This is a genomic window from Marinomonas aquimarina (assembly GCF_900089755.1).
Lineage (GTDB): Bacteria > Pseudomonadota > Gammaproteobacteria > Pseudomonadales > Marinomonadaceae > Marinomonas > Marinomonas aquimarina.
Map to the genome: position 1 here is coordinate 1 of NZ_FLOC01000017.1, position 24114 is coordinate 24114.

At 48.2% G+C, this 24114-nt stretch carries 24 protein-coding genes and 14 tRNA genes; 23 read left to right on the top strand and 15 right to left on the bottom strand.

What is annotated here, in order from left to right; all coding sequences use genetic code 11:
* Positions 1–128: 128 nt before the first annotated feature.
* Positions 129–737: a uridine kinase family protein gene (locus tag MAQ5080_RS13435; RefSeq protein WP_067213395.1), complete on the bottom strand. Its 609-nt coding sequence runs from the start codon at positions 735–737 to the stop codon at positions 129–131.
* 157 nt (positions 738–894) lie between these two features.
* Here MAQ5080_RS13435 and MAQ5080_RS13440 point away from each other — a divergent pair, with 157 nt between their 5' ends.
* The 5 genes from MAQ5080_RS13440 to MAQ5080_RS13455 all read left to right on the top strand — a co-directional run bounded on the left by MAQ5080_RS13440 (position 895) and on the right by MAQ5080_RS13455 (position 4688).
* Positions 895–1296 (top strand): hypothetical protein, encoded by a 402-nt coding sequence (locus MAQ5080_RS13440; protein ID WP_156496608.1) that lies wholly within the window; start codon positions 895–897, stop codon positions 1294–1296.
* Positions 1290–1427 (top strand): hypothetical protein, encoded by a 138-nt coding sequence (locus MAQ5080_RS17435; protein ID WP_156496607.1) that lies wholly within the window; start codon positions 1290–1292, stop codon positions 1425–1427. Before MAQ5080_RS13440 ends, MAQ5080_RS17435 begins: the two co-directional genes overlap by 7 nt.
* 13 nt (positions 1428–1440) lie before the next feature.
* A complete protein-coding gene (locus tag MAQ5080_RS13445; RefSeq protein ID WP_067213391.1) occupies positions 1441–1773 on the top strand; it encodes a DUF3392 family protein in 333 nt (110 codons plus the stop codon).
* Between the two features lie 266 nt (positions 1774–2039).
* The gene (locus MAQ5080_RS13450; RefSeq protein WP_067213388.1) at positions 2040–3410 is read left to right on the top strand and encodes a glyceraldehyde-3-phosphate dehydrogenase; all 1371 of its coding nucleotides are present in this window, start codon (positions 2040–2042) and stop codon (positions 3408–3410) included.
* A 360-nt stretch (positions 3411–3770) separates the two neighbouring features.
* On the top strand, positions 3771–4688 hold the full coding sequence (locus MAQ5080_RS13455) for a LysR substrate-binding domain-containing protein (RefSeq protein WP_067332980.1): 918 nt from the start codon (positions 3771–3773) through the stop codon (positions 4686–4688).
* 3 nt (positions 4689–4691) lie between these two features.
* Here MAQ5080_RS13455 and MAQ5080_RS13460 read toward each other — a convergent pair whose 3' ends face one another.
* Positions 4692–5459: a TSUP family transporter gene (locus tag MAQ5080_RS13460; RefSeq protein ID WP_067213382.1), complete on the bottom strand. Its 768-nt coding sequence runs from the start codon at positions 5457–5459 to the stop codon at positions 4692–4694.
* A gap of 186 nt (positions 5460–5645) precedes the next feature.
* Between MAQ5080_RS13460 and MAQ5080_RS13465 the strand changes: the two genes are divergently transcribed.
* Entirely contained in the window at positions 5646–5930 is a 285-nt protein-coding gene (locus tag MAQ5080_RS13465) for a hypothetical protein (protein ID WP_067213379.1), read from the top strand.
* A 53-nt stretch (positions 5931–5983) separates the two neighbouring features.
* Here the strand turns inward: MAQ5080_RS13465 and MAQ5080_RS13470 are convergent, their stop codons facing one another.
* Both MAQ5080_RS13470 and MAQ5080_RS13475 read right to left on the bottom strand, forming a co-directional pair.
* Complete coding sequence (locus MAQ5080_RS13470) at positions 5984–6505, bottom strand: DUF501 domain-containing protein (RefSeq protein WP_067213375.1); 522 nt, start codon at positions 6503–6505, stop codon at positions 5984–5986.
* An 8-nt stretch (positions 6506–6513) separates the two neighbouring features.
* Positions 6514–6924: a PilZ domain-containing protein gene (locus MAQ5080_RS13475; protein WP_067213401.1), complete on the bottom strand. Its 411-nt coding sequence runs from the start codon at positions 6922–6924 to the stop codon at positions 6514–6516.
* Between the two features lie 457 nt (positions 6925–7381).
* Here MAQ5080_RS13475 and MAQ5080_RS13480 point away from each other — a divergent pair, with 457 nt between their 5' ends.
* From MAQ5080_RS13480 to ppnN, 3 genes are all read left to right on the top strand, one after another.
* Positions 7382–9358 carry a methyl-accepting chemotaxis protein gene (locus MAQ5080_RS13480; RefSeq protein ID WP_067213372.1) on the top strand — a complete coding sequence of 659 codons (1977 nt, stop codon included), beginning with the start codon at positions 7382–7384 and terminating at the stop codon, positions 9356–9358.
* Between the two features lie 61 nt (positions 9359–9419).
* On the top strand, positions 9420–9899 hold the full coding sequence (locus tag MAQ5080_RS13485) for a peroxiredoxin (protein ID WP_067213368.1): 480 nt from the start codon (positions 9420–9422) through the stop codon (positions 9897–9899).
* 133 nt (positions 9900–10032) lie between these two features.
* Complete coding sequence (ppnN, locus tag MAQ5080_RS13490) at positions 10033–11406, top strand: nucleotide 5'-monophosphate nucleosidase PpnN (protein ID WP_269447877.1); 1374 nt, start codon at positions 10033–10035, stop codon at positions 11404–11406.
* A 68-nt stretch (positions 11407–11474) separates the two neighbouring features.
* Here the strand turns inward: ppnN and MAQ5080_RS13495 are convergent, their stop codons facing one another.
* From MAQ5080_RS13495 to MAQ5080_RS13510, 4 genes are all read right to left on the bottom strand, one after another.
* Complete coding sequence (locus MAQ5080_RS13495; protein ID WP_067213365.1) at positions 11475–12563, bottom strand: zinc-binding metallopeptidase family protein; 1089 nt, start codon at positions 12561–12563, stop codon at positions 11475–11477.
* A gap of 56 nt (positions 12564–12619) precedes the next feature.
* On the bottom strand, positions 12620–13423 hold the full coding sequence (gene nudC, locus MAQ5080_RS13500) for an NAD(+) diphosphatase (RefSeq protein WP_067213361.1): 804 nt from the start codon (positions 13421–13423) through the stop codon (positions 12620–12622).
* 80 nt (positions 13424–13503) lie between these two features.
* Entirely contained in the window at positions 13504–14538 is a 1035-nt protein-coding gene (tdh, locus tag MAQ5080_RS13505) for an L-threonine 3-dehydrogenase (RefSeq protein WP_067213357.1), read from the bottom strand.
* A 10-nt stretch (positions 14539–14548) separates the two neighbouring features.
* Positions 14549–15745, bottom strand: a complete 1197-nt coding sequence (locus MAQ5080_RS13510; RefSeq protein ID WP_067213352.1) for a glycine C-acetyltransferase — start codon at positions 15743–15745, stop codon at positions 14549–14551.
* Positions 15746–15778: 33 nt separating this feature from the next.
* Here MAQ5080_RS13510 and MAQ5080_RS13515 point away from each other — a divergent pair, with 33 nt between their 5' ends.
* The 13 genes from MAQ5080_RS13515 (at position 15779) to MAQ5080_RS13575 (ending at position 18201) form a co-directional block, all read left to right on the top strand.
* On the top strand, positions 15779–16942 hold the full coding sequence (locus tag MAQ5080_RS13515; RefSeq protein WP_231870877.1) for a polysaccharide deacetylase family protein: 1164 nt from the start codon (positions 15779–15781) through the stop codon (positions 16940–16942).
* Positions 16943–16994: 52 nt separating this feature from the next.
* A tRNA-Ser gene (locus MAQ5080_RS13520) sits at positions 16995–17085 on the top strand.
* Between the two features lie 44 nt (positions 17086–17129).
* Positions 17130–17205, top strand: a tRNA-Asn gene (locus MAQ5080_RS13525).
* A gap of 3 nt (positions 17206–17208) precedes the next feature.
* A tRNA-Pro gene (locus tag MAQ5080_RS13530) sits at positions 17209–17285 on the top strand.
* Between the two features lie 23 nt (positions 17286–17308).
* A tRNA-His gene (locus MAQ5080_RS13535) sits at positions 17309–17384 on the top strand.
* 15 nt (positions 17385–17399) lie between these two features.
* A tRNA-Lys gene (locus MAQ5080_RS13540) sits at positions 17400–17475 on the top strand.
* A 43-nt stretch (positions 17476–17518) separates the two neighbouring features.
* A tRNA-Asn gene (locus tag MAQ5080_RS13545) sits at positions 17519–17594 on the top strand.
* 3 nt (positions 17595–17597) lie between these two features.
* Positions 17598–17674, top strand: a tRNA-Pro gene (locus MAQ5080_RS13550).
* Between the two features lie 26 nt (positions 17675–17700).
* Positions 17701–17776: transfer RNA gene (locus tag MAQ5080_RS13555), tRNA-Lys, on the top strand.
* Between the two features lie 11 nt (positions 17777–17787).
* A tRNA-Ser gene (locus MAQ5080_RS13560) sits at positions 17788–17878 on the top strand.
* Between the two features lie 29 nt (positions 17879–17907).
* Positions 17908–17983 (top strand) — tRNA-Asn (locus MAQ5080_RS13565).
* A 17-nt stretch (positions 17984–18000) separates the two neighbouring features.
* Positions 18001–18076 (top strand) — tRNA-His (locus MAQ5080_RS13570).
* Between the two features lie 49 nt (positions 18077–18125).
* Positions 18126–18201: transfer RNA gene (locus MAQ5080_RS13575), tRNA-Lys, on the top strand.
* A 482-nt stretch (positions 18202–18683) separates the two neighbouring features.
* On the opposite strand, the gene MAQ5080_RS13580 is transcribed toward MAQ5080_RS13575, so the two are convergent.
* The 7 genes from MAQ5080_RS13580 to MAQ5080_RS13610 form a co-directional block, all read right to left on the bottom strand.
* Positions 18684–18767: transfer RNA gene (locus tag MAQ5080_RS13580), tRNA-Tyr, on the bottom strand.
* 197 nt (positions 18768–18964) lie between these two features.
* Positions 18965–19048: transfer RNA gene (locus MAQ5080_RS13585), tRNA-Tyr, on the bottom strand.
* A 53-nt stretch (positions 19049–19101) separates the two neighbouring features.
* Positions 19102–20097 (bottom strand): ProQ/FINO family protein, encoded by a 996-nt coding sequence (locus MAQ5080_RS13590; protein WP_067212130.1) that lies wholly within the window; start codon positions 20095–20097, stop codon positions 19102–19104.
* 182 nt (positions 20098–20279) lie between these two features.
* Positions 20280–20747 (bottom strand): hypothetical protein, encoded by a 468-nt coding sequence (locus tag MAQ5080_RS13595; RefSeq protein WP_067212127.1) that lies wholly within the window; start codon positions 20745–20747, stop codon positions 20280–20282.
* 4 nt (positions 20748–20751) lie between these two features.
* Positions 20752–20973: a cell division protein ZapB gene (locus MAQ5080_RS13600; RefSeq protein ID WP_067212126.1), complete on the bottom strand. Its 222-nt coding sequence runs from the start codon at positions 20971–20973 to the stop codon at positions 20752–20754.
* Positions 20974–21020: 47 nt separating this feature from the next.
* On the bottom strand, positions 21021–22211 hold the full coding sequence (locus MAQ5080_RS13605; protein ID WP_067212123.1) for a flagellar assembly protein FlgT: 1191 nt from the start codon (positions 22209–22211) through the stop codon (positions 21021–21023).
* Positions 22211–22717: an LPP20 family lipoprotein gene (locus MAQ5080_RS13610; protein WP_231870852.1), complete on the bottom strand. Its 507-nt coding sequence runs from the start codon at positions 22715–22717 to the stop codon at positions 22211–22213. Before MAQ5080_RS13610 ends, MAQ5080_RS13605 begins: the two co-directional genes overlap by 1 nt.
* Before the next feature lie 373 nt (positions 22718–23090).
* Between MAQ5080_RS13610 and MAQ5080_RS13615 the strand changes: the two genes are divergently transcribed.
* Positions 23091–24077, top strand: a complete 987-nt coding sequence (locus MAQ5080_RS13615) for a hypothetical protein (protein WP_067212118.1) — start codon at positions 23091–23093, stop codon at positions 24075–24077.
* Positions 24078–24114: the final 37 nt, after the last annotated feature.

Sequence of the window (24114 nt, forward strand, 5' to 3'; positions counted from 1 at the left end):
GGAATGAAGTTCATCGATACTAAGTAAGAGCTGTTGAATAGACACAAAAAAATCCGATTAAGAATGCTTAATCGGATTTTCTGGGGCTATTCAATTAAATTCAATCCTTAAGTGAACAGCATTAGCCATTAGGCTCCTTTTTCCGTTAATACGCTATCGATAAAGTGGCGTAGTAGATTAGCGGCGTTGGTAAAGCTGTTATTGTTAGGGATAACAAAGTCAGCCTTGTGGCGTATTTCGATGGTTTTCAAGGAGGCCTGACGCACATGACGCATATAGCGGCTGGTTACTTCGTTAACATTGCGGCCGCGCTCGGCGATATCGCGCTTAAGACGACGCACAACAGCAATGTCCATATCCGTATCCACAAACAGTAGATAGTCGACGGCATCGCGAATGGCAGGCTCTTGAAACATCATGTGCCCCTCGACGAGCACGACTTTTGATGGTTCTAGGTTACGGTAACCAACGCGTTTGTGTTGCGAGTGATCGTACACGGGGATTTCATTGGGCTGCTGCTGATTTTTACAGTTGTGGATGGCCAAGGAGATGCTTTCTAGGTCTAAGGCATTCAGGTCATCAAAATTGTACACATCCGTGTCGATGTTACCGCAGCCTTTGTAGAAACTGTCCTGACAGATGACAGTGAGCTTATTTCCTAAGCCTTCTGCTAATAAAGAGCACAGGCGGCTTTTACCGCTACCAGAAATACCGGTGATGCCGATTACGAGTGCCATGAGCTACCTCAAGAGAAAATGAACTTGCATTACAGAATGGAATAATTAGGCTCTAATTGTACCAGAGAAGTGTTAGAATCGCTTCCTGACTTAATGGTTAAAACTGCGAAGAAAAGAGATCATGTGGAGTATCCGTCCTAGGTTAAGAACAGTATTGGTGAGCGCATGCCTGGTGACCAGTGCGGTGTGTGCTGCTGAAGAAGAGACGGCCGCGCCAGCAACGCCTGTTTATTCAAAAGGAGCTGAGTTGTTTGGCATCCCTTTTAATGATTTGTCCAAGGCCGAGTTTGAGATGCATCTCTCGAAAATGGGCTTGGAGCCTTACCCTTCCTATCGTCAAGGGGTGGCCAATTACAGTTTGGGCGCTTCCGGTATTTTAGGGATTAAAGAGCTGACGGTCGCCTATAACCAATATAATTATGTTGAGCGAGCCACCATGTCTGGGGTGGTTGAGGATCCTGAGCTGCGTGCCAAGCTTGGCTCGGTATTAGAAAAAAATACGGTCCCCCTTCCGTTGGTTTTGTGCGTGATGGCTATGGCCGGGCACGTTGGATGCTGACCGACGGTACCGAGATCGAGCTGCATAACACGACTTTTGATGTGTCGGTGATTTATTCGGATCGACAGCCCAAGCGGGTGGCACCCTCGGGCCGTATCGACGTGGAAGCGCTTCTTAAACGTAATCAGTGATAGTGATGTATAGATGGACCTGATACTCAATTTTAATATGGATATGGCGCTTAAACTGCGTCCCTATCTACAAGATATTTCCCTTGCCTTGGTGGCCACCATGCTCGTGATCTTTGGGGATCATGTGAATCGTACGCTCAAACGCACGGTATCGAATTGGGTGTTTATCGCCCGCATTGGCGCCTTTGTTCTGATGTGTACGTTTGGCTATGGCCTGCTCACTTTATGGGGGCAGCCGTTGGTGTATTGGTTGCTGACACACCTTGAGCCCGCCCTGCGTCCTGCGGCCATCCTCTTTAGCTTCTGTTTGCTCGGTGTTTTGGCTGAGCGAAAGCGTTATTTATAAAAAAATTTAAGAAAGTTTCCTTCTTTTTATGTATGGAAATTACGTAAATTTATTAGATTTTGGCCTCTATTTTTGGTCTAAATCGCCTAATGTTGTTATTTAATGACATACTTCTGATAGTTACGTTGTTTTCATAAAAAAACGCCCTAAAGCCCCGTTTTTAATGGTTTTTTGTTGCCTTGTTACAATTTGATGTTAGTTCTGTGAATGGGTAGACTGCGCCCAAATATTGATGCGAAACGTTTGTTTTTCTCGGGGGCAGATAAATGGCAAACACTTGGTTAGAAACGGTTTCTAAAGTTGAATCAATGATTCCACTTTTGGGCAAGTTAGGTCGCGAACAGTCAGTGAAAGTTCAGCTAGCTGGACAAACTCTGATGTCTGATTCAGTTACTGGTTTGGTAGCATTGTTCGACCAATATCCAGCTGTAGATCTAGCGCGTGTGTATCAAGTGTTAGAGCAATTGATCGCAAACAAAACTTCCAACGCTGTCGTTGAACTTGAAGAAGCACTTTCTGATGCAGACCTTGCATCGATTGAAAGCTTTGCGCAAGCGGGTTCAGCAACACCAGTTGTCCTATACGGTTTCGGTCGTATCGGTCGTCTGCTGACACGTCGTATGTGCACTCTAGGCCACACGACTCCAGGTATGAACTTAGCAGCAATCGTAGTGCGTAAAGCATCTGACAAAGACTTAGCGAAGCGTGCTAGCTTGCTTAAGTTTGACTCAGTACACGGCACTTACGAAGGCGTAGTGAAAGCAGATGAGGAAAACTCTCAGCTAATCATTAACGGCCAGCCTGTTAAAGTGATCTACGCGTCTGATCCAAGCGAAGTAGATTACACTGCTTACGGCATCGACAACGCTCTTCTAGTTGACAACACTGGTCGCTGGCGTGACCACGATGGACTAAGTGTTCATCTAGCGCGTCCTGGTATCGACCGTGTGGTGCTAACAGCACCTGGCAAAGAAATGAAAAACATCGTCTTCGGTGTGAACGATTCTGACATCGAATCAAGCGATCAGATTCTATCTGCTGCGTCTTGTACGACTAACGCGATCACTCCGATCCTTTCTGTTTTAGAAGAGAAATACGGTATCGAGTCTGGTCACGTTGAAACCGTTCACGCTTACACCAACGACCAAAACCTAATCGACAACGTTCACAAAGGTGATCGTCGTGGTCGTGCGGCAGCGATGAACATGGTGATGACAGAAACAGGTGCTGCAAAAGCCGTTTCTAAAGCGATTCCTTCTCTAGAAGGCAAGCTAAGCGGCAGTGCGATCCGTGTTCCTGTGATCAACGTTTCGATTGCAGTGCTAAGCTTGAACCTAAAAGCAGCAACCTCTGTTGAAGAAATTAACGAAGTACTGAAAAACGCTTCTGCAAGCGCAGCCTTGACTGGCCAAATCGGCTTCAGCGCTGAAGCTGACGCAGTAAGCTCAGACTTCATCGGTAGTGAGCAAGCGGGTGTGCTTGATTCACTGTCTACTAAAGTACGTGGTAACCAAGCGACACTATACGTTTGGTACGACAACGAATACGGCTACAGCTGCCAGGTTGTGCGTCTAATGGAAAAGTTAGCACAAATGGCTTTGGTTGATAGCAATGCTGTAGAAACTGCAGCAGCGTAATATGACCGGACACATTTAAGCATGTGTGTTAGTTCGGCGACCCTCGGGTCGCCGTTTTTTTTGCCTAAAGAAAAGTGTGCCAGCAAGGGTTCAGTCGCGACCTAAAATTAGGGCAAAAAAAATCGGGCCAGAGGCCCGATAGAAAATTAACTAGCAGTTTGTGATGAATGGCGCTCACCAACATCACAATCTAATACATGGCTGTGGGGGCATGTATTAGAAAAGGCATCAACATCATAAAAATGCCGAAGTTTGGAAGCAGTACTACCAAAACATGTGCTCCATTTTAGTCATTGCTTCAGATTCCACAAACGATATAAACTGAGTTTTTGGATTAGCTGAACTAATGCAAGAGTGCCCATGAATAAAGCCTCATTACCGTTTCTTCATACCTTTGTGGTGGCGGCAAAGCACCTTAGTTTTACCAAGGCTGCGCATGAACTGTTTCTGACGCAAGGTGCTGTAAGCCAACAAATACGCTTGCTTGAGCAGCGCTTAGGTTTTTCTCTGTTTGTACGCTATCACCGTAGTTTAGAGCTGACGCCAATGGGTGCTCGGCTGGCGCTACATTTGCGTCATATGTTCGCTGACCTAGATGGGCTTATTGAAGAGCTGCGTGAAGAGCGAGACTCCACCATCATTACGCTCTCGGTGATGCCATCCTTTGCCACGCGTTGGTTGATGCCGAGGCTGGGGCGCTTGCAGGAGCGTCATCCAGGTTTGCAGTTGCGCATTCAAGCCAATGATCGAGAAGTGAACTTTACCCGTGACCGTATTGATGCGGCCATCGTGCACAGTCATTTGCATTCGGGCAGTGCTTACACAGTGCCGTTATTAGTGGATCATGTCTTCCCGGTTTGCAGCCCCGCATTTGCTGAGCAAAATACCTTACAAACCCCGGCGGATCTGGTGCATGTGCCTTTGATTAATGATGATTCCGAATGGCGCTTTTTTAGCCCCTATGCAGCATGGGAAGCCTGGTTAGCCAAGGCGCAAGTCAAAGGTGTACGTCCTAGTCGAGCGATGAGTTTTAACCGCGGTGATCTGGCGGTGCAGGCGGCGTTATCGGGACAAGGGGTCGCGCTCGGTCGAACTCCTTTGGTGATGGACGATATTCGTGAAGGTCGTTTGCTAAAGCCTTTTGAGCAAGTGTATGACAATGGCCATGTGTACTTGTTTGCTTGCCCCAATGAGTATCGTGACCGTGAGCCGATTCAACAGGTACTCAATTGGTTGCAAGACGAATGTCGCCGCTACATGGATGAGGTTGCGCAGTAGCGATTAATGATCGGTTAAGAGCTTAATCGATAGGGCGATACACATGACGATTACCATGGGGCGGATCAAGGTGCTGCCACGGCTGATGACTAGGCGTGAACCAATTTGTGCCCCGAACCATTGTCCCAGCCCCATGACGATGCCGATGCCCCATAGTACATGGCCTGTAAAACTGAACAAAATCAGCGAGGACAGGTTGCTGGTGGCATTGAGAATTTTGGTGTGGGCAGTGGCGGCAATGACGGAATAGCCCATCAAACAAATAAACGCAGTGGAGAAAAAGGCGCCGGTACCGGGGCCGATCAAGCCATCGTAAAAGCCAATGCTAAAGCCGGCTAGCAAGGCAAACTGGGTCATGCTGATACGCACAAATTTGGCAATCACTGGCTGAATCTTCGGTAGCACATAGAAGAAAATGGCGACACCGATTAACACAGCAGGAATCATTTTAATCAGCAGGCTACTATCAAGGTACGACACCAAGGTGGTGCCCAACAAACTGCCCAGTGCGGTCATGGCAATCGGAATGCGCATATCGCTTAAAGAGACCTGCTTGGTTTTCACGAAGTGATAGGAGGCAGATAAGGTGCCGGCACAGCCTTGCAGTTTGTTGGTGGCCAGAGCCTCGACTGGCGACACGCCTGCCGCAATCAGGGCCGGTACTGTGATGAGTCCGCCACCACCGGCAATTGCGTCAATCAATCCAGCGACAAAAGCGATCAGAAATAGGCAGGCGACCATCCACAGGGAGATATCCGAAAACCACTCCAATTGAGCCTCCTTGGCGAAAAAAGTATTAGCATCTGTGGCGCATCTTACAGTATGTTTACATTACTAAGCTAGCAGCCCTATGGAGAGGCCCTGTGTTACGTATTGCTACGCAGGCTTGCTTGAGGTTCACGAGGTATCTGGCTAACTTATGGAACTGGTATTGGTTATTTTTGAAGGATTGAATGGATGACTAAACAATACGCAGAAGTGCATCAAGATGACTTTATGAAGTTTGGTGGTGAGCGTCCTAGCTACCTTGATATTGAAGATGCTCTGTTGGCGCTGGGTGGACACGGTGTGTCTGGCAATAACTTTAAAAAAGAAGCCTTGAAGATGGCGGGTTGGACCGGTGGCGCCTTGACCACTTATGCACAGCGTCCAGTCGTGGCGGCGAATGCTTTTAATAAAATTCGTGAAGGGCTAGGTCAAGCGTCGAATGCGGATGAGTTGAAAAGCTTTTTGCAGAGTTAACTGGCGGATAAGAGCAACAATGTATAAGCGGGCTTATACATTGTTTTGCTGCATTACTTCATTTCGGCGTCAGCAATCTCGCGGATGCCATATTCTTCATCAAGAATCTTACCGATGATGTTGTCCCCTGCTAGGTGATGGGCGTATTGCATGTGTAGGCAGCGGATCTGATCCCAGTTTTTGATACCACCAATGCCAAGCTCTTCAAATAGGTGGGTAAAACCTTTCTCTTCGATGATCTGCTTGTGCTCATCGCTCATGGCGTCCCAACGGCGGCGCACATAATCTTCATGGGACTTGTGGTACGCCGCACGCAATTCTTCATCGTCACGAATACGTTGTTCCAGTTCTTTTACCACGCCTTGGCTTTCGATGCGTGCTAATGCTTTGTCGATCGCGCTGCTGGAGAGCCAGTACAGAGTCGGGAAAGGTTGGTCAAATACCCAAGTTTCCATTTCCAGTACTTGAGGCACGCCATTGGGTGAGTAATGTGCAACGCTGCGAATGCCGCTAGGAGTGCGGCCTAATTGCTGAGTAATGATGTCAATATCAGCTTGAGATAGGGTATTAGTCATTAGGGATTTTAACGTGTGAAAGCTGGGAAGCTAGCGGCGAACTGATTGATCCATTCCGCTGCGGCTTCGTTATAGTTTAAGCGCCGGCCTTGATGCTTAGCTTGTCGTCGATAGTGCTCTATTTGTGAGAGCTGCTCAATCATTCGCACACAATAGCAGTCGTCGCTATTGGGGAACTCAATGGCGATGCGGTATTCCTCTTGCTCTTTATCACACCAAGCAATACGTCCCGTCACACAAAAATGCGGGTCGATTTCCTGTAATGTGATACGCACACAAGTGCCTGCCTGATAAGACAGCGGCGCCAAGTAGGTAATCCCCACAAAGCCGAGCCGATCAGTGCCAACAGTTGGTAAAGACTGGTCCTCGACAATCGTAATGTCTAAGGGTAAGTCTTTAGGATGTGCAACAAATTCCATCGCAACAAGCCAGTTTTCGTTCAATTAATCAGTCTATCGGCCGGACAGCCAGATGGTTTAAGAAGAAAGCGAATTGTACGCTTTTTACTCTGACTGTACAGACGAAATTTAGGATAAATTTCAGTCAACGCATAACTTTTTGGAGATCAAATATAACAAACTGAATATTTCACTTCCCAGTGTCTTGCCCATGCCGTTAAAGCGCCTTGAAAACCCTATTTCAGCCACGCTTATGCACGCTATCTTAGGTGTCTAACACCTTTTCAATATGCATAAACCGGTCCAATCAACCATGCTCTATGTGAAATAGTTTTGTAATGAAATGTTAAAAACGTAACAGCAGGTACTTGCAGGCTGGATAAATAACAGGCAGTATTTTTATTTAAATGACTATTTAATTAAAATCCTTTGCCAAGTGATGGTGACAGTAAGCTTGTTTGAAGGGGGGGAGGGATCGATGTCGTTATCCGTTGTGCAGCGAGTATTAATGGGCTTTGTGGTGCTGTTGCTGCTCTTATTTGTGGTGGCTGGGGCCGGGGTCGGCGGTTTGAATTCCGTTCAGGAGCGTATCGAAACCGTGACTGGGGAGATTGCGGCCATTTCTGATGCCAGTATGGATGTTAGCGACACCCTCGCGCAGACCAGTAGTGCCGCGCTGCAGTATCTGGTGGCGTCCTCTGATAGCATGCTGGACGATGCGTTGAGCCAGTATCAGTCGGGCCAGGAGCGTTTTCACGCCAGTGCTGCCGCCTTGAAAGCGCAAGCAGCGGAGGCCCCCGAGGTATTGGCGACCGTGAGTGCCATTGAAGAGCAGTCCGAAGCCTTTTTTAGTTTGGCGGACAATGCTATTGCCGATCACAATCGAATGGTGCAGTTGGAACGCGGCATGGCCGATAAAAAGCTCGATCTGAAAGATGAGTTGAGCTACGCCATTGACGACTTGGATGCCATTGTTGGCTACCCAGACACGGACGAACAGGCGTTTGCGGCGGGCTTAGCGAAAACCCAAATGGAAAGCTTACAGTTGTTGGTTGGGGATTATTTCGATTCGACCACGGTGTCGGCCTTGACCAGTATCCGTCAGGAGATGGGGAAAGCCTTTGCCCCTGTGGACAAGGTGATCGGCAAACTGGGTGACGAGATGATCACCGAGAACATCAATAAAATCCGCACGGCAACCGAGTCTGAAACGGGGGTTGTCAGTGAGGTATTGCTCTACAATCAAATCCAAGTGGCGTCAGAACAAGCGGCAGCGGCGCTTTTACAAAGCTTGGCGGCGATGAACGCGCAACAAGATACCTTAGAGGCGCAAGTGGCGGCGTTACGTGAACACGCCAAAGTCAATGCCTTAGAAAGCTCCAATAATGCGAAAAACATTTCCTACCTTGTGGTGGCCATTTCCGTGGTGATTGCCATCTTGATCGCCTATTGGGTGAGCCTCAGCATTCGCAAACCGTTAGCCAAAATCTTAAAAGTGTTGGATCAAATCGCCAACGGCGACCTGACTCAGCGAGTCAATGTGTCCAGCAAAGACGAATTTGGCCAGTTGTCTTATTGGGTCAATTCGCTGGTGCAAAAGCTGGGAGATGTCATTAAGCAGATCGATGACGCATCCCATCAGGTTGTGTCTTCCGCAGATACTGTTTATCAGTCAACCTCAAACACCCAATCGATGATGCGAGAGCAAAATGATCGCACGACCTCCGTGGCGACGGCGATGGATGAAATGTCTGCGACCGTGCGCGAAGTAGCACAGCATTCGGAGGTGACTTTAGAGAAGGTGCAAGAGGTAGATCACAGTGCCGAAGTCAGCTTGCAACGTATGAATACTAACATTGCCCAAGTACAGCAATTGGTAACGCAGCTGGAATCCTCGGCGGAAGTGGTGAAGCAGGTGGAGCAATATTCACAGAACATTGGCTCCATTCTAGAAGTGATCCAAGAGATTGCTGAACAGACCAATCTACTCGCGTTGAATGCGGCCATTGAAGCGGCGCGCGCCGGCGAGCAAGGGCGTGGCTTTGCGGTGGTGGCCGATGAAGTGCGTACCTTGGCAAACCGCACGCATACCTCGACCGAAGAAATTCAACGGGTGATTAATGAGCTGCAAGGGGGCGTGAAAGCGACGGTAGGCACGATGGCGCAAAGTTGTCAGCACGCCCGTGACAGCATGGCAGAGGCGCAGGGGGTTGGCGACGTTTTAACCGACTTACGTGCTTTTATCGTGGAAATTCGTGATCTTAGTATGCAAATTGCCACATCCGCTGAGCAGCAATCCAATGTCGCACAAGACATCAATCGTAGTGTGCATGAGATTTCCCATAGCTCAGAAGGGGCGATGGACGAAGCCATGGCCAGTCAAACCAATTGCCAGCATATGAATGAGTTGGCACAACAGCAGCGCGCCTTAGTGGGGCAGTTCAAAATCGCTTAGCGTCGCCGTTCTCCTAGTTTCGCGTTATGATGCAGATAAGCGACCTAAAAGGAGAACCAGCATGAGTGTACAGATGGGAGACATGTTGCCCTACGGCAACTTCCTAGTGATGGGGCAAGATGGCCCAGAGTCAGTCGATGTGACCAGTTTTTTCGCCAACAAAACGGTACTCATGTTTGCTGTGCCGGGGGCTTTTACACCGACTTGCAGCGCGCGACATTTGCCAGGCTATGTGAGCAACTATCAGGCTTTTAAAGACAAAGGCGTGGATGATGTGGTGTGCTTGTCGGTGAATGATGTGTTTGTCATGGATGCTTGGGGAAAAGCGCACCATGCAGATAGCATCGTTATGGCAGCGGATAACCTCGCCCAGTTCACTCAGGCGCTAGGGCTAGAGATTGATATTGCCACGGCACAGATGGGACTACGCAGTCGACGCTATGCCATGTTGGTAGAGAATGGTGTGATTCAACACTTATGGCTCGAAGAGCCGGGTGAGTTTGGCATCAGTTCTGCGGAGCAGGTGTTAAGCCAATTATGATCTAAGAAAAGCCGCTAACGCGGCTTTTTTGTGTTTTCGGCGCAATATAGGATTCATGGAAATTTGCTTGCAATTTTATTTTCTAGGATCAATATAGGTTATAAGACAAGCACATAGAAAAAGGAGGGCGATCATGATGTTAGAAGATCGCGTGGATGCGCTGGTATCACCCAAAGGCGCATTAGAAATGTTGTCACAGGAAGAAATCGCACGCATGTCAGAAGACAGCGGCGATTTGCATGAACTATTTCGTCGTTGTGCATTGGCCATCTTAAACTGTGGCAGTGATTCCGATGACCCCGCCGAAGTGATGGCGGCTTTTAAAGATTTTGAAATTCGTATTATTCAACAAGAGCGCGGTGTAAAGCTTGAGCTGACCAACGCACCGAGCAGTGCTTTTGTTGACGGCAAGATGATCAGCAGTGTGCGTGAGATGTTGTTTAGCGTATTGCGTGACATCATCTTTACCTACCATGAATACAATTTCGCACGAGGCATGAACGATGCCTCTTCAGACAAAATCACTAATGTCGTGTTTGAACTGCTGCGTAACGCCAATGTGTTTCGTCGAATTCAAACGCCGGATATGGTGGTGTGTTGGGGTGGTCACTCCATTGCCCGCCATGAGTACGATTACACTAAGCATGTCGGCCATGAACTGGGCTTGCGTGAACTGAATATCTGTACCGGTTGTGGTCCGGGAGCAATGAAAGGCCCGATGAAAGGGGCGGCCATTGCCCATGCTAAACAACGTATCCAGAATGGTATTTATCTGGGCTTAACCGAGCCTGGCATTATCGCCGCAGAGTCTCCTAATCCAATCGTTAATCAGCTGGTCATCATGCCAGACATTGAAAAACGTCTGGAAGCGTTTGCACGCACCGGTCACGGTATTGTGGTATTCCCTGGTGGCGCGGGCACGGCCGAAGAGATCCTCTATATTTTAGGGATTTTATTGCACCCGAAAAATGACGGTATGCCGTTCCCCTTGGTGTTTTCAGGGCCGAAAGAAAGTGCTCCTTATTTTGAGCAAATTCACGAGTTCATTGGCTCAGTGTTAGGGCCAGAGGCGCAAGCCAAGTACCAGATCATCATTGATGATGGGGTAGAAGTGGCACGTGTGATGAAGGCCGGCATGGAAGAGGTGCGTTTGTACCGTAAGGCGCACCAAGATGCCTTCTATTACAACTGGAAGTTACATATTCCAGATGAGTTTCAGCGCACTTTTGAACCGACCCATGAGAACATTGCTGAGTTGAATTTGTTCTTTGGTCAAGAAACACATCTGTTGGCTGCTGACCTGCGTCGCGCTTTCTCTGCCATTGTGGCCGGTAATGTGAAGCCGCAAGGTGTGGCCAGCATTAAAGAACGTGGCCCATTTGAAATCCACGGTGATAAAGCGTTGATGAAGAAACTAGACGCCTTGTTAGAAGCCTTTGTGAAGCAGCAGCGTATGAAGCTACCTGGCACAGAATATGTGCCTTGTTATAAAGTCATTACAGACTGATAGCTTAGTTTGAGCATCAAAAATGCCGCATTAAATGCGGCATTTTTTTGGACGCTACTTCAGAACTGTTACTTATCAGGCATGTCATTGAGTGCGTTGGCTTGATTCTGAATTAACAGCTGGTGAATAAAACCAAGCTTTTCGCGTACTTTAGGGACGATGACAAATGGGTACAGATCCGGCTGTCCCATGCTGCGGTTAAGGTTATTAGCCGCAAACGTCAGTGGTAAATATTGATTGAGCAGCTCATCAAAGTTCAGATGTTGATAAGGGTCGAGCGTAATCTTAGTGGCTAAGGATGAATGTGTGCCATGCACTGGTTGAATTTGAATACCAAATTCGTAGGCGGTTTCAAGCGTATCCAGTATATGAAAATAGTGTGCCCATGTTTCCGCCCAGTCTTCCCACGGATGCGAAGACGCATAGCTGCTGACAAAGTTCTCCTGCCAATTCGCTAGAGGTGTTGCATAGTGTTTTTCTAGTGCTTCACCATAGTCTGCTCGCTCATCACCAAACATCTGGCGATAACTTTTTAAGATTGGAGTGTTCTCTGCAATCAGGTGATCCCAATAGTAATGACCCACTTCATGGCGTAAATGTCCGATCAAGGTCCGGTAAGGCTCATTCATATCCTTGCGCATTTGTTCGCGATCGACGCTGTCAGCTTCAGCGGCATTGATTGTCACTTGACCTAGTGCGTGCCCTGTTGTTGTTTGCGCTCCGTCTGGTACAACGTTTTCCTCTGAAATAAAGTCAAAGGATAGGCCTTCTTCAGGAGCATCTTTTTTGCTGACAACCGGTAAATTTAAGCGTAGAAGAGAATACACTAAGCGATGCTTAGCGGATTCTAGCTCCTGCCATGCTTGTTGTTGCTCGTAATTTTGTAAGTTAGGGATATGGCGGTTTAAATCACAGGCTTCGCAGAGTTCACCTGGCTCTTTCACCATCCAATTACAGACATTGTGTTGTTTGTTTTGGCAGTAATGCCAGACACTATTGGAATCATCCGCTAAAGCGTTAAAGCCACTTTCTAAAGGCGTAAGAGCGCTTAATGTCATCAGCTCAGGTAAAAAGCCAAGTTCTGACTGGCAGTTTTCACATAAGTTATTTTCAAATAAAAGCGGTTGCGAGCATTGTTGGCAATTAAAAAGTTTCATTCAGAGTATTACCTGTCATAAGCCCGAAGGCTGCTTTTAATGAAAGAATGCGTCAGCTAAGCTGACTCATTGGCTATGATATCTGCATGGGCCAAGATTAATTGACCTGAAATACTGGCTGGGTTGGGGATATTGGGTAAATCATCGTAATCCCACCAGCCGGCTTCGGCGATCTCATCGGGCGCAGGGCACAGTTCGCCGCTGTCATATTCGGCAAAGTAGCCGACCATTAATTGATGTGGGAACGACCAAGGCTGGCTGCCACGGTATTCAAGGTTTTTAATGTGTACGCCAACCTCTTCAAATACCTCCCGCTGTACTGCTTGTTCGAGCGTTTCGCCTGCCTCGACAAAGCCTGCGATATTGCTGTAGCGTCCCTCTGGCATAATAAAGGAACGTGCTAATAGCAGTTGTTTGCCCTTTCTGACTGAGACAATGATGCAAGGAGAAATACGAGGATAGTGGCGCGTGTTGCAATGCTGGCACAGCTTGGCGTGTTCTTTATCGTGCTTTTGCGTCATTGGGTTACCGCAGCGGCCACAGAATTGGTGATCCGCATCCCAAGTGGCTAGCTGATGCGCTCTACTGAGGACGCCAAAGTAGGTCTCGTCGGTGCTAAACAACATATCGCGTAGTCCGACTTCTTCAAAGCCTTTAGGCGAGTGAGGGAAGTAACACACGAACAGGTCCTGTCCTTCGAATTGGCCGACGAACACACTGCGCATTTGCGCCGTGGGGTGAAAGTCGGACAGGGTAAATAAGAACTGCTGCTGCAGTGTTAGGACTTTTTGTTTTGCAAGTAAAATGTAGCGCGCATTGCTGTGTGGTGACGGATGCGCGTTGGTGCCGATTTCTAGCATAACAGTCTCGTTCTACAGATGATTCTATAACGCTACTCCGAGCGTGTCGTACACGCAACCGTATGGCGATGAATCCTAAATCAATCAATGGCTTGCCAATCCAATATGACCTTGCCCGATTCCCCTGATAACATGGCGTCAAAGCCTTTTTGGAAATCATGAATGTCAAAGTGGTGCGTTATAATAGGGCTGATGTTCAGTCCAGACTGGAGCATGGCGATCATTTTGTACCAGGTTTCGTACATTTCCCGTCCATAGATACCTTTAATAGTCAGCCCTTTGAAAATGATCTGGTTCCAATCGACGGCGATGTCTTGGCTCGGGATGCCAAGTAAAGCCACTTTACCGCCGTGACTCATGTGGCGGATCATGCTTTTAAGAGCTTTATCGTTGCCAGACATTTCTAAACCGACCGAAAAGCCCTCGTTTAACTGGAGCTCTTCGATGACCTGATGAAGGGATTCCCGTTGCGTGTTTACAACACGGGTGGCGCCTAATGATTTGGCCAGTTGTAGGCGGTAGTCATTGATATCAGAAATGACCACATTGCGGGCGCCAACATGTTTAGCAATCGCAGCAGCCATGGCGCCAATGGGGCCAGCCCCAGTAATTAAAACATCTTCTCCCACTAGGTCGTAGGTCAGGGCCGTATGGGTAGCATTGCCCAGCGGGTCTAAAATAGCGGCGAGATCGTCACTAATGTTGTCGGGTAACTTGACCACATTGCAGGCGGGAATCACTAAGTATTCAGCAAAGGCTCCAGGGCGGTTGACGCCAACCCCTTGAGTGTCTTTGCAGTAATGGCGTTTACCGGCGCGACAATTACGGCAATGGCCGCAGGTAATGTGTCCCTCTCCAGACACGCGATCGCCTACTTTTATGTTGCTGACCTCGACACCCACTTCGGTGACAGTACCGACGAACTCATGACCTACCGACATGTTCAGTGGTACGGTGCTTTGCGCCCACTCATCCCAGTTGTAAATATGCACATCGGTACCACAAATGGCGGTCTTGCGGATTTTTATCAGCACGTCATTGTGCCCACAGCTGGGGCGTTGTGTTCGGGTTAGCCAAATTCCTTGATCAGCTGTGTGTTTTAAAAGTGTCTTCATGTGCAGTTCCTTACAGCATGTTTAACTGCCTGCCGACTTTATAAAAAGCCGCAATGGCGTGATCGAGCTCGACCGGTGTCAGAACCGCCGACATTTGTGTGCGAATCCGAGCTTCGCCCATGGGGACGACGGGGTAGGAGAAGCCTACCACCAATACGCCTTCTTCTAATAGGGCATTGGCCATGCGCTGAGCTAGGTTGGCGTCATGCACCATAATGGGAATGATCGGGTGTTGCCCGAGAATCAATTCAAAGCCTAACTCTGTCATGCGAGCTCTAAAGTAATCAGCATTTTGTTGCAATTGATGACGCAAGCCAGAACGCTGCTGTAAAAGTTTTAAAATGCTCAGGCTGGTGGCGACGATCACCGGGGCTAGGCTGTTGGAGAACAGGTAAGGGCGAGAGCGTTGGCGTAACCAATCGATGATAGGTTGCGCAGCACAAATGTAGCCACCCGAAGCCCCACCTAACGCTTTGCCAAGCGTGCCACTGATAATGTCCACGCGTCCCATGACCTGGCAATGTTCCATCGTGCCTTTACCATGTTCCCCTAATACGCCCACCGCATGGGAGTCATCGACCATGACTAGGGCTTGGTATTGCTCAGCGAGATCGCAGATAGTGGGCAGGTTGGCGATGGTGCCATCCATTGAAAAGACCCCGTCGGTGACGATGAGTATGTTATTGCTGTGTTGTTGGCGAGCCTGCTTTAAACAATCTTCTAGGGCCTGCATATCATTGTTAGCGTAGCGCAGGCGCTTGGCTTTACTGAGGCGAATGCCATCAATAATGCTGGCATGGTTGAGACTGTCGCTGATGATGGTGTCCTGTTCGTTCATTAAGGTTTCAAACAGTCCACCGTTGGCGTCGAAACAGGAGGAGTAGAGGATGCAGTCTTCCATGCCTAAGAAATCGCTAAGCGCTTGCTCAAGCTGGCGATGAATGGTTTGTGTACCACAAATAAAGCGCACGGATGCCATGCCATAACCAAACTGATCCAACGCTTGGTGGGCGGCGGCAATGACTTGTGGATCATTGGCGAGCCCTAAATAGTTGTTAGCGCATAAGTTGATGAGTTTGGCATGCTGGGAGATGGCCACTTGGCTGGCTTGTGGAGTCAACAGCGCTTGCTCGGTTTTATACAGCCCCTGAGTCTGCAGCTCACTGAGTTGGCGATTAAGTTGTGCTAGAAGGCTTTGAGATAGCATATCGTTCCACCTTGGTTTTTCTTATTAGTATAGTTGGCCTTTTCCGTGCGCTGCTATTTTGCTTGGCTGTCACCTACTGATCGTTTCACGTACAATGCCAGCAAAAATTTACAGCTAAGGTTCCTCATGTCATTACCTAAAACTCTGGCCGCGGGCGCATTCCTTTGTGGAAGCGCACTCGCGCTAGCGCAAGATTATTTACCGATTCTGCAATATCACCATGTTGATGCAAACACGCCGCGCGCAACATCGGTTGCGCCAGATGAATTTCGTGAGCACATGGACTATTTAAAGAGTGCTGGCTTTCAAGTGGTGGATCTCCCCCAGGCGTTAACGGCTATAAAAGCGGGGGAACCGTTACCGGAGAAGGCAGTGGCGATCACCTTTGATGATGCCTATCGCAATATTTATGAAAATGGCTTTCCGGTGCTAAAAGAACATGGCTTTCCTTTTACTGTCTTCATTAATACTGGGCCGATTGAAAAAGGGCATAGTAGCTTTTTAACGTGGGCGCAGATGCAGGAGATGGAACAGTCGGGGGGCGTGTTTGCTAACCATACTGTCAGTCACCCTTATATGCTGCGCTTAAAAGACGGTGAGACGCATGAGCAATGGCGAGCTCGTATGGCGCATGAAGTGAATGCGGTGGAGCAGCTACTGAATGACAAGCTCGGTCATTCGCCAAAAATGCTGGCCTATCCCTACGGTGAATCGAACGCTGAGATCCGTGAGCAATTAGCAGAGCAAGGTATGATTGCTTTCGGGCAACAGTCCGGAGTGGTGGATCAGCATTCTGACTTCACCAACTTGCCGCGTTTTCCGGCGGCAGGCCATTACGCCAACTTGTCATCACTCAAGGTAAAGCTCAATGCCAAGCCAATGCCTTTGCTTTCGTTTGAGGATCAAGGGGAGTTTGCCAGCCATCAACCTGTGTCGATGACGCTGAACTTTCAAGGTGGCAATTATCGATTAAAGGACTTGGCTTGTTATGTAGCAGGGCAGGGCAAGGCCAAATTGGAGTGGCTGGAGGCGAATCAAGTAAAGGTTCAAGCAGAACAAGCATTTCCAGTGGGGCGAGGGCGCATAAATTGTACGATGCCTGATCAATCTGGACGCCACTATTATTGGTTTTCCAATGTTTGGATTCATGCGAGCGCCGATCAGGCATATGTTACGGAAAAAATTAAAAAAAATTAAAAAAAGTGTTGCACTGAAATTTAGAATCCGTAATATACACCTCGCTCGCAACGGAGGGGTGGCAGAGCGGTTGAATGCACCGGTCTTGAAAACCGGCGAAGGTTAATAGCCTTCCGAGAGTTCGAATCTCTCCTCCTCCGCCATTTCCTTTTAGGATCTGGTCTGAAGCGAGTTAAAAATTAGTTGTTCCCTGATAGCTCAGTTGGTAGAGCAAACGACTGTTAATCGTTAGGTCACTGGTTCGAGTCCAGTTCAGGGAGCCAATTCGGAGTATAGCGCAGTCTGGTAGCGCGCCTGCTTTGGGAGCAGGATGTCGGGGGTTCGAATCCCTCTACTCCGACCACTAATTTTAAATCAATGGTAATGGTGGGCGTAGCTCAGTTGGTAGAGCTATGGATTGTGATTCCATCGGTCGTGGGTTCGAGCCCCATCGTCCACCCCATTGCCATACATAGTTGGGTCGTTAGCTCAGTTGGTAGAGCAGTTGACTTTTAATCAATTGGTCACTGGTTCGAATCCAGTACGACCCACCAACTATGATAGTGTACAGGAATTATGTTTCTGTATTCTGACAATTCCCTGATAGCTCAGTTGGTAGAGCAAACGACTGTTAATCGTTAGGTCACTGGTTCGAGTCCAGTTCAGGGAGCCAATTCGGAGTATAGCGCAGTCTGGTAGCGCGCCTGCTTTGGGAGCAGGATGTCGGGGGTTCGAATCCCTCTACTCCGACCAGTCAGATAGTGAAAATTCAAATGTGCGGGTCGTTAGCTCAGTTGGTAGAGCAGTTGACTTTTAATCAATTGGTCACTGGTTCGAATCCAGTACGACCCACCACTTTGATATACGGAGGGGTGGCAGAGCGGTTGAATGCACCGGTCTTGAAAACCGGCGAAGGTTAATAGCCTTCCGAGAGTTCGAATCTCTCCTCCTCCGCCATTTCACCTGCCATGTGCGGGTTTTATTGTTCCCTGATAGCTCAGTTGGTAGAGCAAACGACTGTTAATCGTTAGGTCACTGGTTCGAGTCCAGTTCAGGGAGCCATTCTAATGCTTTTTATGGTGGGCGTAGCTCAGTTGGTAGAGCTATGGATTGTGATTCCATCGGTCGTGGGTTCGAGCCCCATCGTCCACCCCATTAGCATCATATCTTAGCGTTACAACTTCACTTCTAGTGTTGCATCAATGGGTCGTTAGCTCAGTTGGTAGAGCAGTTGACTTTTAATCAATTGGTCACTGGTTCGAATCCAGTACGACCCACCATTTCGATGTGCTTTTTTCTTTTTTAGTTTCTTCTTCTCATTGTTTTAAAGCGCTTTTTTGTCTTTATCCTATTCTGCGTTCTGCGTTCTGCGTTCTGCGTTCTGCGTTCTGCGTTCTGCGTTCTGCGTTCTGCGTTCTGCGTTCTGCGTTCTGCGTTCTGCGTTCTGCGTTCGGCGTTCGGGGTGCGTGGTTCTGCGTTCGTGGTTCTTCGTTCTGAGTGCGTGCTTGTGGTGGCTGGGGTGGTCGTTGTGTGTGCTTGGTGTGGTGGTCGGACGGCGGGGTTGGCGGTGTCGTAGAGAGATGTTGTGCTGATCTCGGCTTACGGCTTACGGCTTACGTGCAGCTGGGTAATTGAGTGGTTATGATAAAGATGTAGGTTTGATATTTCTGCAAGGTAAAGCTTGCTGGCGATTCTTGGCCAGGTATTGATAAAGGAAAGGAAGAAATAGGTGTTTCTAAGAAGAAATATAAGAAAAGAAAAGTGGTGGAGGGAGGTGGATTCGAACCACCGAAACTTTCGTGGCAGATTTACAATCTGCTCCCTTTGGCCACTCGGGAACCCCTCCACAGCAGCGGGAGATATACTACTTTTGGTGGCTTTCTTTGTAAAGGGTTTTGGCGCTAATGTTTGAAAAAATAAACGTATATCACGTTGATTTAAATAGAGAAGTTATTGGTATCAAGAGATTGGTTTGCTTTGAGTGTCTCTGGTTGAGGCAGAAATAAATCAGGAGAAAAAATAAATAAGAAGAGAAAAGAGAAATGGTGGAGGGAGGTGGATTCGAACCACCGAAACTTTCGTGGCAGATTTACAATCTGCTCCCTTTGGCCACTCGGGAACCCCTCCACAGCAGCGAGGCGTATATTACTGATCGCCCCGCTCCTTGTAAAGCACTTTTTCTATTTTTTATTAAGAAGTTGCGCTAATTTTGCCTGCATGCGTTCTTCGGCAGACAAATTATCAAATTGTGAGTCTTGTTTAGGCTGAGCCTTGTCTTTGTTTGCTGGACGAGACTGGCCTTTTGCCTTGTTAGACTGTGGCTTGTTACCTTGTGGACGCTTGCCTTTGTTGCTCTTAGGCATTGGCTTTTTGTTTTCCACGGGCTTCTTCGCATTCGGAAGTGCTGGCTCATCGCTTACCGCGTTGCCTTCTAGGTCGATACGTGGCTGACCTGACAGTAGGCATTTTTTGTAGCGATCAGAGCGAGTGTAAGCAGCCATGGCACGCTTTTGTTTGCTGGCGTTGAATTCTTCATCTAGCACCATGTCTTTGTCGATGCCGACCTTCAATGGACGAGGATTATTCCAGTCAAATGCTTTTGGGTAACGCTCTTCTAATAACTTGATTAGGCGGCGGTTGTTCTTTTGGTTTTTCTGACGACGCTTCTCCTCGGCACTGAGTGCTGCTGTTTCAGGAGTGTCGCTTTGTGCAGTTGCTTGGGTTTGCTCAACTTCAGTCGCAGCAGTCTCTTGGATGTCAGCGGTGGTCGTTGTTTGTTGTTCAGTAGTCATAGGAGAGTCTTTAGTTTCTTTAAGGTCTTCAGTTGGTTGATCTTCAAAAGCATGGTGAAGAAGGTCAAAGTGAAAATGGTTTTGGGCTTCGTGTCCGGCGTTGCTGTCGGCGGCTGCCGGTTCGAAAAGGTCTTGGCTGTCGTCGATGTCAGGTTGGGCTGGTTCTAATAGATCCAGGCTGTCTTCGATGTACAGCTGAAGTTGTTCTTCGGTCGAACGCTTTTGGCTCATGGAAGAGAGTAAATCCAGCGAAGCATCGCTAGGCTTGCTGTCTTGTGTCGAGCTTGAGCTTTCGCGTAGACGAGTGATTTCCTGTTGTGCTTGCTTAAGCTGCACAACAAGATCCTCGATACGCTCCTCTAGAGCTTTGATTAAGCGATCCATAGGTTAGTTTCCTGCGTCGGCTAGCCAAAGGGGAACACGAGGTGTTCCGGTACGACCAACCATTTCATTGAGTTGCTTTGAGGTCGGCAGAACAACATCTGCTGGGGCATGGCTTTCTACCCAGAGATAAACGTTAACCAAAGCGATACTAATGATTAAGAGTGCAAACAGCTTCATAGCAATTAGAAAGTTAGGCCTGCGCCAAGGGTTGCGTGTCTGTCGTAGGCGGTATCGTTGCTGTTATAGACCTTCATAAAAAGATCTAAGCGCGTATTGTCACTGATACCAATGCGAAAGCCAATTTCTGGAAAGAAGGCGACATTATCTAGGACGTTAGCGCCTAAACCAACATAGCTCCACACTGGTGCAATGCCATTGACATAGAAAAGAGGCTCTGGCGTATAAAAGCGGCTACCCAGCTGGGCGGCCGTTTCAAAACTGTCACGCAAGATAAAGGTAAAGCCGCCATACACAGATAGGCTGCGCGGGTAAGTGTACTCCATCGTGGCATTGATCATGCTGGCGGTGTTGCTGGTCGCGGTCGATGGCGTACTGTAAACGTGTTCGTAGCTAACAAGTGGAGAAAATTGTCCAGCGGCAAATGCGCTGGTGGCCCCTGCAAGCAGTGCCGCTGTAACAAATTTTTTCATGTGCTTAATCCAGTTGGTTAAGTTTGCTTAGCATTTGGTTCAAGCTGTTTTCCCAGTTGCTGCTTTGTTCAGCTTGTTGTGTCAGTTTCGCTTGGGCTTCATCACGTTCTTCTGAAAGCTCGTAATTTTGCATTTCCAGCTCAGAGATACGCTGACGTAAAGTAGAGATCTCTTCTACGGCTGCATTGATGCGTTGTTCTAGGTGATGTAATAGTTCGTTGTTCATGGTACTTCTAATCCTGATCCTGTAGGTTGTGCGCTGATTTTATAAATTTACCAAGCGATCACAACATCTTGTTGCTGTACGTTTAAAATTCGCGCTTCCACCGCTAATTCACCGATCGCAAAATTCGGCTGCACTTGCGTAATAGTAACATTGATGTTGGCATTATTAAGCTGTGTTTGCGCATTCTGTAATTGGTCAAATATCTCATAGCGACGGAAAACTTGAAACTGGTCGCCTTTTTTAATGCCCGCTAATGCGCCGGCATTTAGGTAGATACGGTTGCCTTCGGTGCGAAAGATGTTCGCGACAAAAGGTTGGCAGTTTAAATCATCGCTGCTGTCTAGTGACATAGCGGTTAAAGCTTGTGCCACGACTTTACCGTAGTGCAGGCCCCAAAACTGTGCTGACCCAAAACCTACCTTGTTGTTATCTTTGGTGTTCCATTTGCCTGTCTCATCGTAACGATGTTGGAAGATTAACGCACCACTAAAACCATCATAAATGTATAAATCCAACACAAATTTACGCTGATCGTCTTCTTTGTTGGCCCAGCTCAGCAGAGAGTTGAGTGGTGTCTTCTGATTTGGGTGCTTGGGGTAGACTTCACCGATGTCGCGAATCACACCGCTGACCACGTATTGTACACCAAGCTCTTCGCCAATGCGGGCGACATCGGTGAGCGAACCATCGTTGTTGGCAGAGGTTGGTGCGTTAATTAAATCGGGGTAAACGCTTAAGTGAGTAGCGGCGAGTGCGCGCAGATAGCCCTGTTGATTCATGGCGTCGACTAGGCTTTTTGGCAGCTCGCGGCCAATGTTATGCAAGGCCCCCAAGGTGGCTTGCTGTGGTGTTTGCAGGGCGAAACCGGTCACGCCGACGGATTTTCGATAAGTATTGCTGGTGCCGTTATCACACATCCCTTCGGTTTCGATGTCCGCTTCGATCGTTAAGCTTAGGATGTCATCAAAAATCTGTTCGGAGAGAATTTTGACATCACTGGCTTGCCCCGCTGATTGCACTCGCGTGTTTGAATGCAGGGTGCCGTTGTTGAGGGTATCGCTGGAGCGTACCGAAGCACTGGCTTGTAAGCTGGCTTGTTTGATGGCCTGCTGCGTGGCGCGATAGCGGGCGTCATTAATGTCTTGGTTGTAAATGATGGCTTGGCCATCGGCACGGATGATCTGTCCGTGCGCACTAAAACAAAGCAGTATAAGGAGGGGCGTGATAAGCGCTTTCATTACTGAACACTATAAAAGGTTGAAGGTTGCTTCTTAGGGGTGGACGTCGTACTGCTGGAGCGTTTGATCAGTTGGCAATTTGGGTTTGAGCGAATGGCTTCCGGAGAGCCAGCACATTGGCGGAAGTTTTCTTGCAACGCCAGTTCAACCACGGTTTCAAAGGTGCCATCTTCTAGCTCCCGTTGCGAAATGACTTTCGCACCGACCAAATACGCATTGACGTAGGTGCGCAGGTCGTCGTGCTGCGCCATCATATTGCTTAACGAGCTGCTGCCATCCAAACTGATGCCGTAAACTCGTTCTGATAAGTTGCGGTAAGCGTCCAGCTTTGAGCCACGTAAAGACATCAAGCGTGCTTGGGCTTTGGATAAGGCTTTATTGGTAACAGGAGCAGAGTAGCCAGTGGCGTTGACAATAATCGGGTCGCGCGGCTGAGCCTCGATGATTTCATAACTTTGCGTCGCGTTGTTCATGCCTAGGTTGTTGCTACTGGTCTGGCTGCTCATGCCATTCACGCAAGGGGACGTTGAATTGCACACAGGTGACGTGGGCTGTGTGACCACACACCCAGTTAACACTGTCGAAAAACATGCCAAAGCAAGTAAGCGACCTTTAAGACTCATTGAAGCTTCTCCATTTTTACAGCCCATTCGGGGTGTCCAACCTAGTTTCAACTCTATTAGACGGGATAATTACAATCTTGTCCCATAGTGTACGGTGTTTGCTACCCAATCTTGAAGTAAATTTGCGCAAAGTTAAGCGGAATTTAAGGTTTTTTACCATTTTGCGGCGCTGTCATGGCAAAGCCGAGTGTTACGCCGGATGGTCAAATAATGATCTGTGTCTATACTTAGGGGGATACAGTGCGGGAGGTAGCGTATGATAAATGTTCTTGAACTTAGCTTGTTAAGCCAAGCTCATAATCTACCAGCCTCATTAGCGGAACGTTTGCGTTTTGAAGTCGAGCAAACTCTGAAAGGGTTGTATGCTGATGAGTCCTTGGTAGAGCGTATTGACGATCTCTTTTTGCCCTTTGCAAGATGGGTCAGTGAGTACAAAAAACCGAAGCATGCGCCCTTAATTTTAGGGTTAGGTGGCCCTCAGGGCTGTGGTAAAACCACGTTCTGTTCGGTGGTCAGCCATATTCTTGCCAAAGGTTTTGACCTGAATGCCATTGTTGTCAGCTTAGATGACTTGTATATGCAGCGTTCTGATCGTTTGCATTACGCGCAAAAGGTGCACCCATTGTTCGCCACCCGAGGGGTGCCAGGCACCCATGACATCCCGCTGGCGTTGAATATCTTTGATCGTCTAAAACACTTACAGGCCGGTGAGGTCATGTATGTCCCCACCTTTGATAAATCTCTGGATGATCGAAAACCTGTGCACCGTTGGCAGGAGGTCGCAGGCCCAGTAGATGTGATTTTCTTTGAGGGCTGGTGCGTCGGTGCGCAGCCGATGGCCCATGAGCATTTGATGGACCCCATCAATGTACTGGAAAAAGATAAAGACCAAGATGGCAGCTGGCGCTTGGCAGTGAATGACCATCTAGAAAACGATTACCGCAAGCTGTTTAATCTGATTGATGTGCGCATGTGGATGCAGCCACCGAGTTTTGATGTGGTGTATGACTGGCGTAACAAACAAGAGCGGGTGCTCGAGGCACACTTACACGATATCCACGGTGGGGTGTTGGATACCTTGGATATTAAAGTGATGTCACCCGAAACCTTGAAGGGCTTTATGCAGTATTTTGAGCGCATCACTCGGCATATGATTTGTTCTATGTTGCAGCAGGCGGATGTGCAATTTGTGTTGGATGCTAATCAGAAGGTGCTGGAAACAAAGTTGCCAGTGTCCCACTAAGCGGCGCAGCAAATGCTTGAAAATATGATAGGCTATC

Excerpts from the sequence above, each read along its gene's own strand:
- MAQ5080_RS13510 (WP_067213352.1), bottom strand. The coding sequence starts at position 15,745 with ATGCTATCTCAAAGCCTTCTAGCACAACTTAATCGCCAACTCAGTGAG.
- MAQ5080_RS13480 (WP_067213372.1), top strand. The coding sequence starts at position 7,382 with ATGTCGTTATCCGTTGTGCAGCGAGTATTAATGGGCTTTGTGGTGCTG.
- MAQ5080_RS13615 (WP_067212118.1), top strand. The coding sequence starts at position 23,091 with ATGATAAATGTTCTTGAACTTAGCTTGTTAAGCCAAGCTCATAATCTA.
- tdh (WP_067213357.1), bottom strand. The coding sequence starts at position 14,538 with ATGAAGACACTTTTAAAACACACAGCTGATCAAGGAATTTGGCTAACC.
- MAQ5080_RS13595 (WP_067212127.1), bottom strand. The coding sequence starts at position 20,747 with ATGAAAAAATTTGTTACAGCGGCACTGCTTGCAGGGGCCACCAGCGCA.
- MAQ5080_RS13455 (WP_067332980.1), top strand. The coding sequence starts at position 3,771 with ATGAATAAAGCCTCATTACCGTTTCTTCATACCTTTGTGGTGGCGGCA.
- MAQ5080_RS13470 (WP_067213375.1), bottom strand. The coding sequence starts at position 6,505 with ATGACTAATACCCTATCTCAAGCTGATATTGACATCATTACTCAGCAA.
- MAQ5080_RS13445 (WP_067213391.1), top strand. The coding sequence starts at position 1,441 with ATGGACCTGATACTCAATTTTAATATGGATATGGCGCTTAAACTGCGT.
- MAQ5080_RS13450 (WP_067213388.1), top strand. The coding sequence starts at position 2,040 with ATGGCAAACACTTGGTTAGAAACGGTTTCTAAAGTTGAATCAATGATT.
- MAQ5080_RS13435 (WP_067213395.1), bottom strand. The coding sequence starts at position 737 with ATGGCACTCGTAATCGGCATCACCGGTATTTCTGGTAGCGGTAAAAGC.
- MAQ5080_RS13485 (WP_067213368.1), top strand. The coding sequence starts at position 9,420 with ATGAGTGTACAGATGGGAGACATGTTGCCCTACGGCAACTTCCTAGTG.
- MAQ5080_RS13465 (WP_067213379.1), top strand. The coding sequence starts at position 5,646 with ATGACTAAACAATACGCAGAAGTGCATCAAGATGACTTTATGAAGTTT.
- MAQ5080_RS13600 (WP_067212126.1), bottom strand. The coding sequence starts at position 20,973 with ATGAACAACGAACTATTACATCACCTAGAACAACGCATCAATGCAGCC.
- MAQ5080_RS13495 (WP_067213365.1), bottom strand. The coding sequence starts at position 12,563 with ATGAAACTTTTTAATTGCCAACAATGCTCGCAACCGCTTTTATTTGAA.
- MAQ5080_RS13475 (WP_067213401.1), bottom strand. The coding sequence starts at position 6,924 with ATGGAATTTGTTGCACATCCTAAAGACTTACCCTTAGACATTACGATT.
- ppnN (WP_269447877.1), top strand. The coding sequence starts at position 10,033 with ATGATGTTAGAAGATCGCGTGGATGCGCTGGTATCACCCAAAGGCGCA.
- nudC (WP_067213361.1), bottom strand. The coding sequence starts at position 13,423 with ATGCTAGAAATCGGCACCAACGCGCATCCGTCACCACACAGCAATGCG.
- MAQ5080_RS13590 (WP_067212130.1), bottom strand. The coding sequence starts at position 20,097 with ATGGATCGCTTAATCAAAGCTCTAGAGGAGCGTATCGAGGATCTTGTT.
- MAQ5080_RS17435 (WP_156496607.1), top strand. The coding sequence starts at position 1,290 with ATGCTGACCGACGGTACCGAGATCGAGCTGCATAACACGACTTTTGAT.
- MAQ5080_RS13610 (WP_231870852.1), bottom strand. The coding sequence starts at position 22,717 with ATGAGCAGCCAGACCAGTAGCAACAACCTAGGCATGAACAACGCGACG.
- MAQ5080_RS13605 (WP_067212123.1), bottom strand. The coding sequence starts at position 22,211 with ATGAAAGCGCTTATCACGCCCCTCCTTATACTGCTTTGTTTTAGTGCG.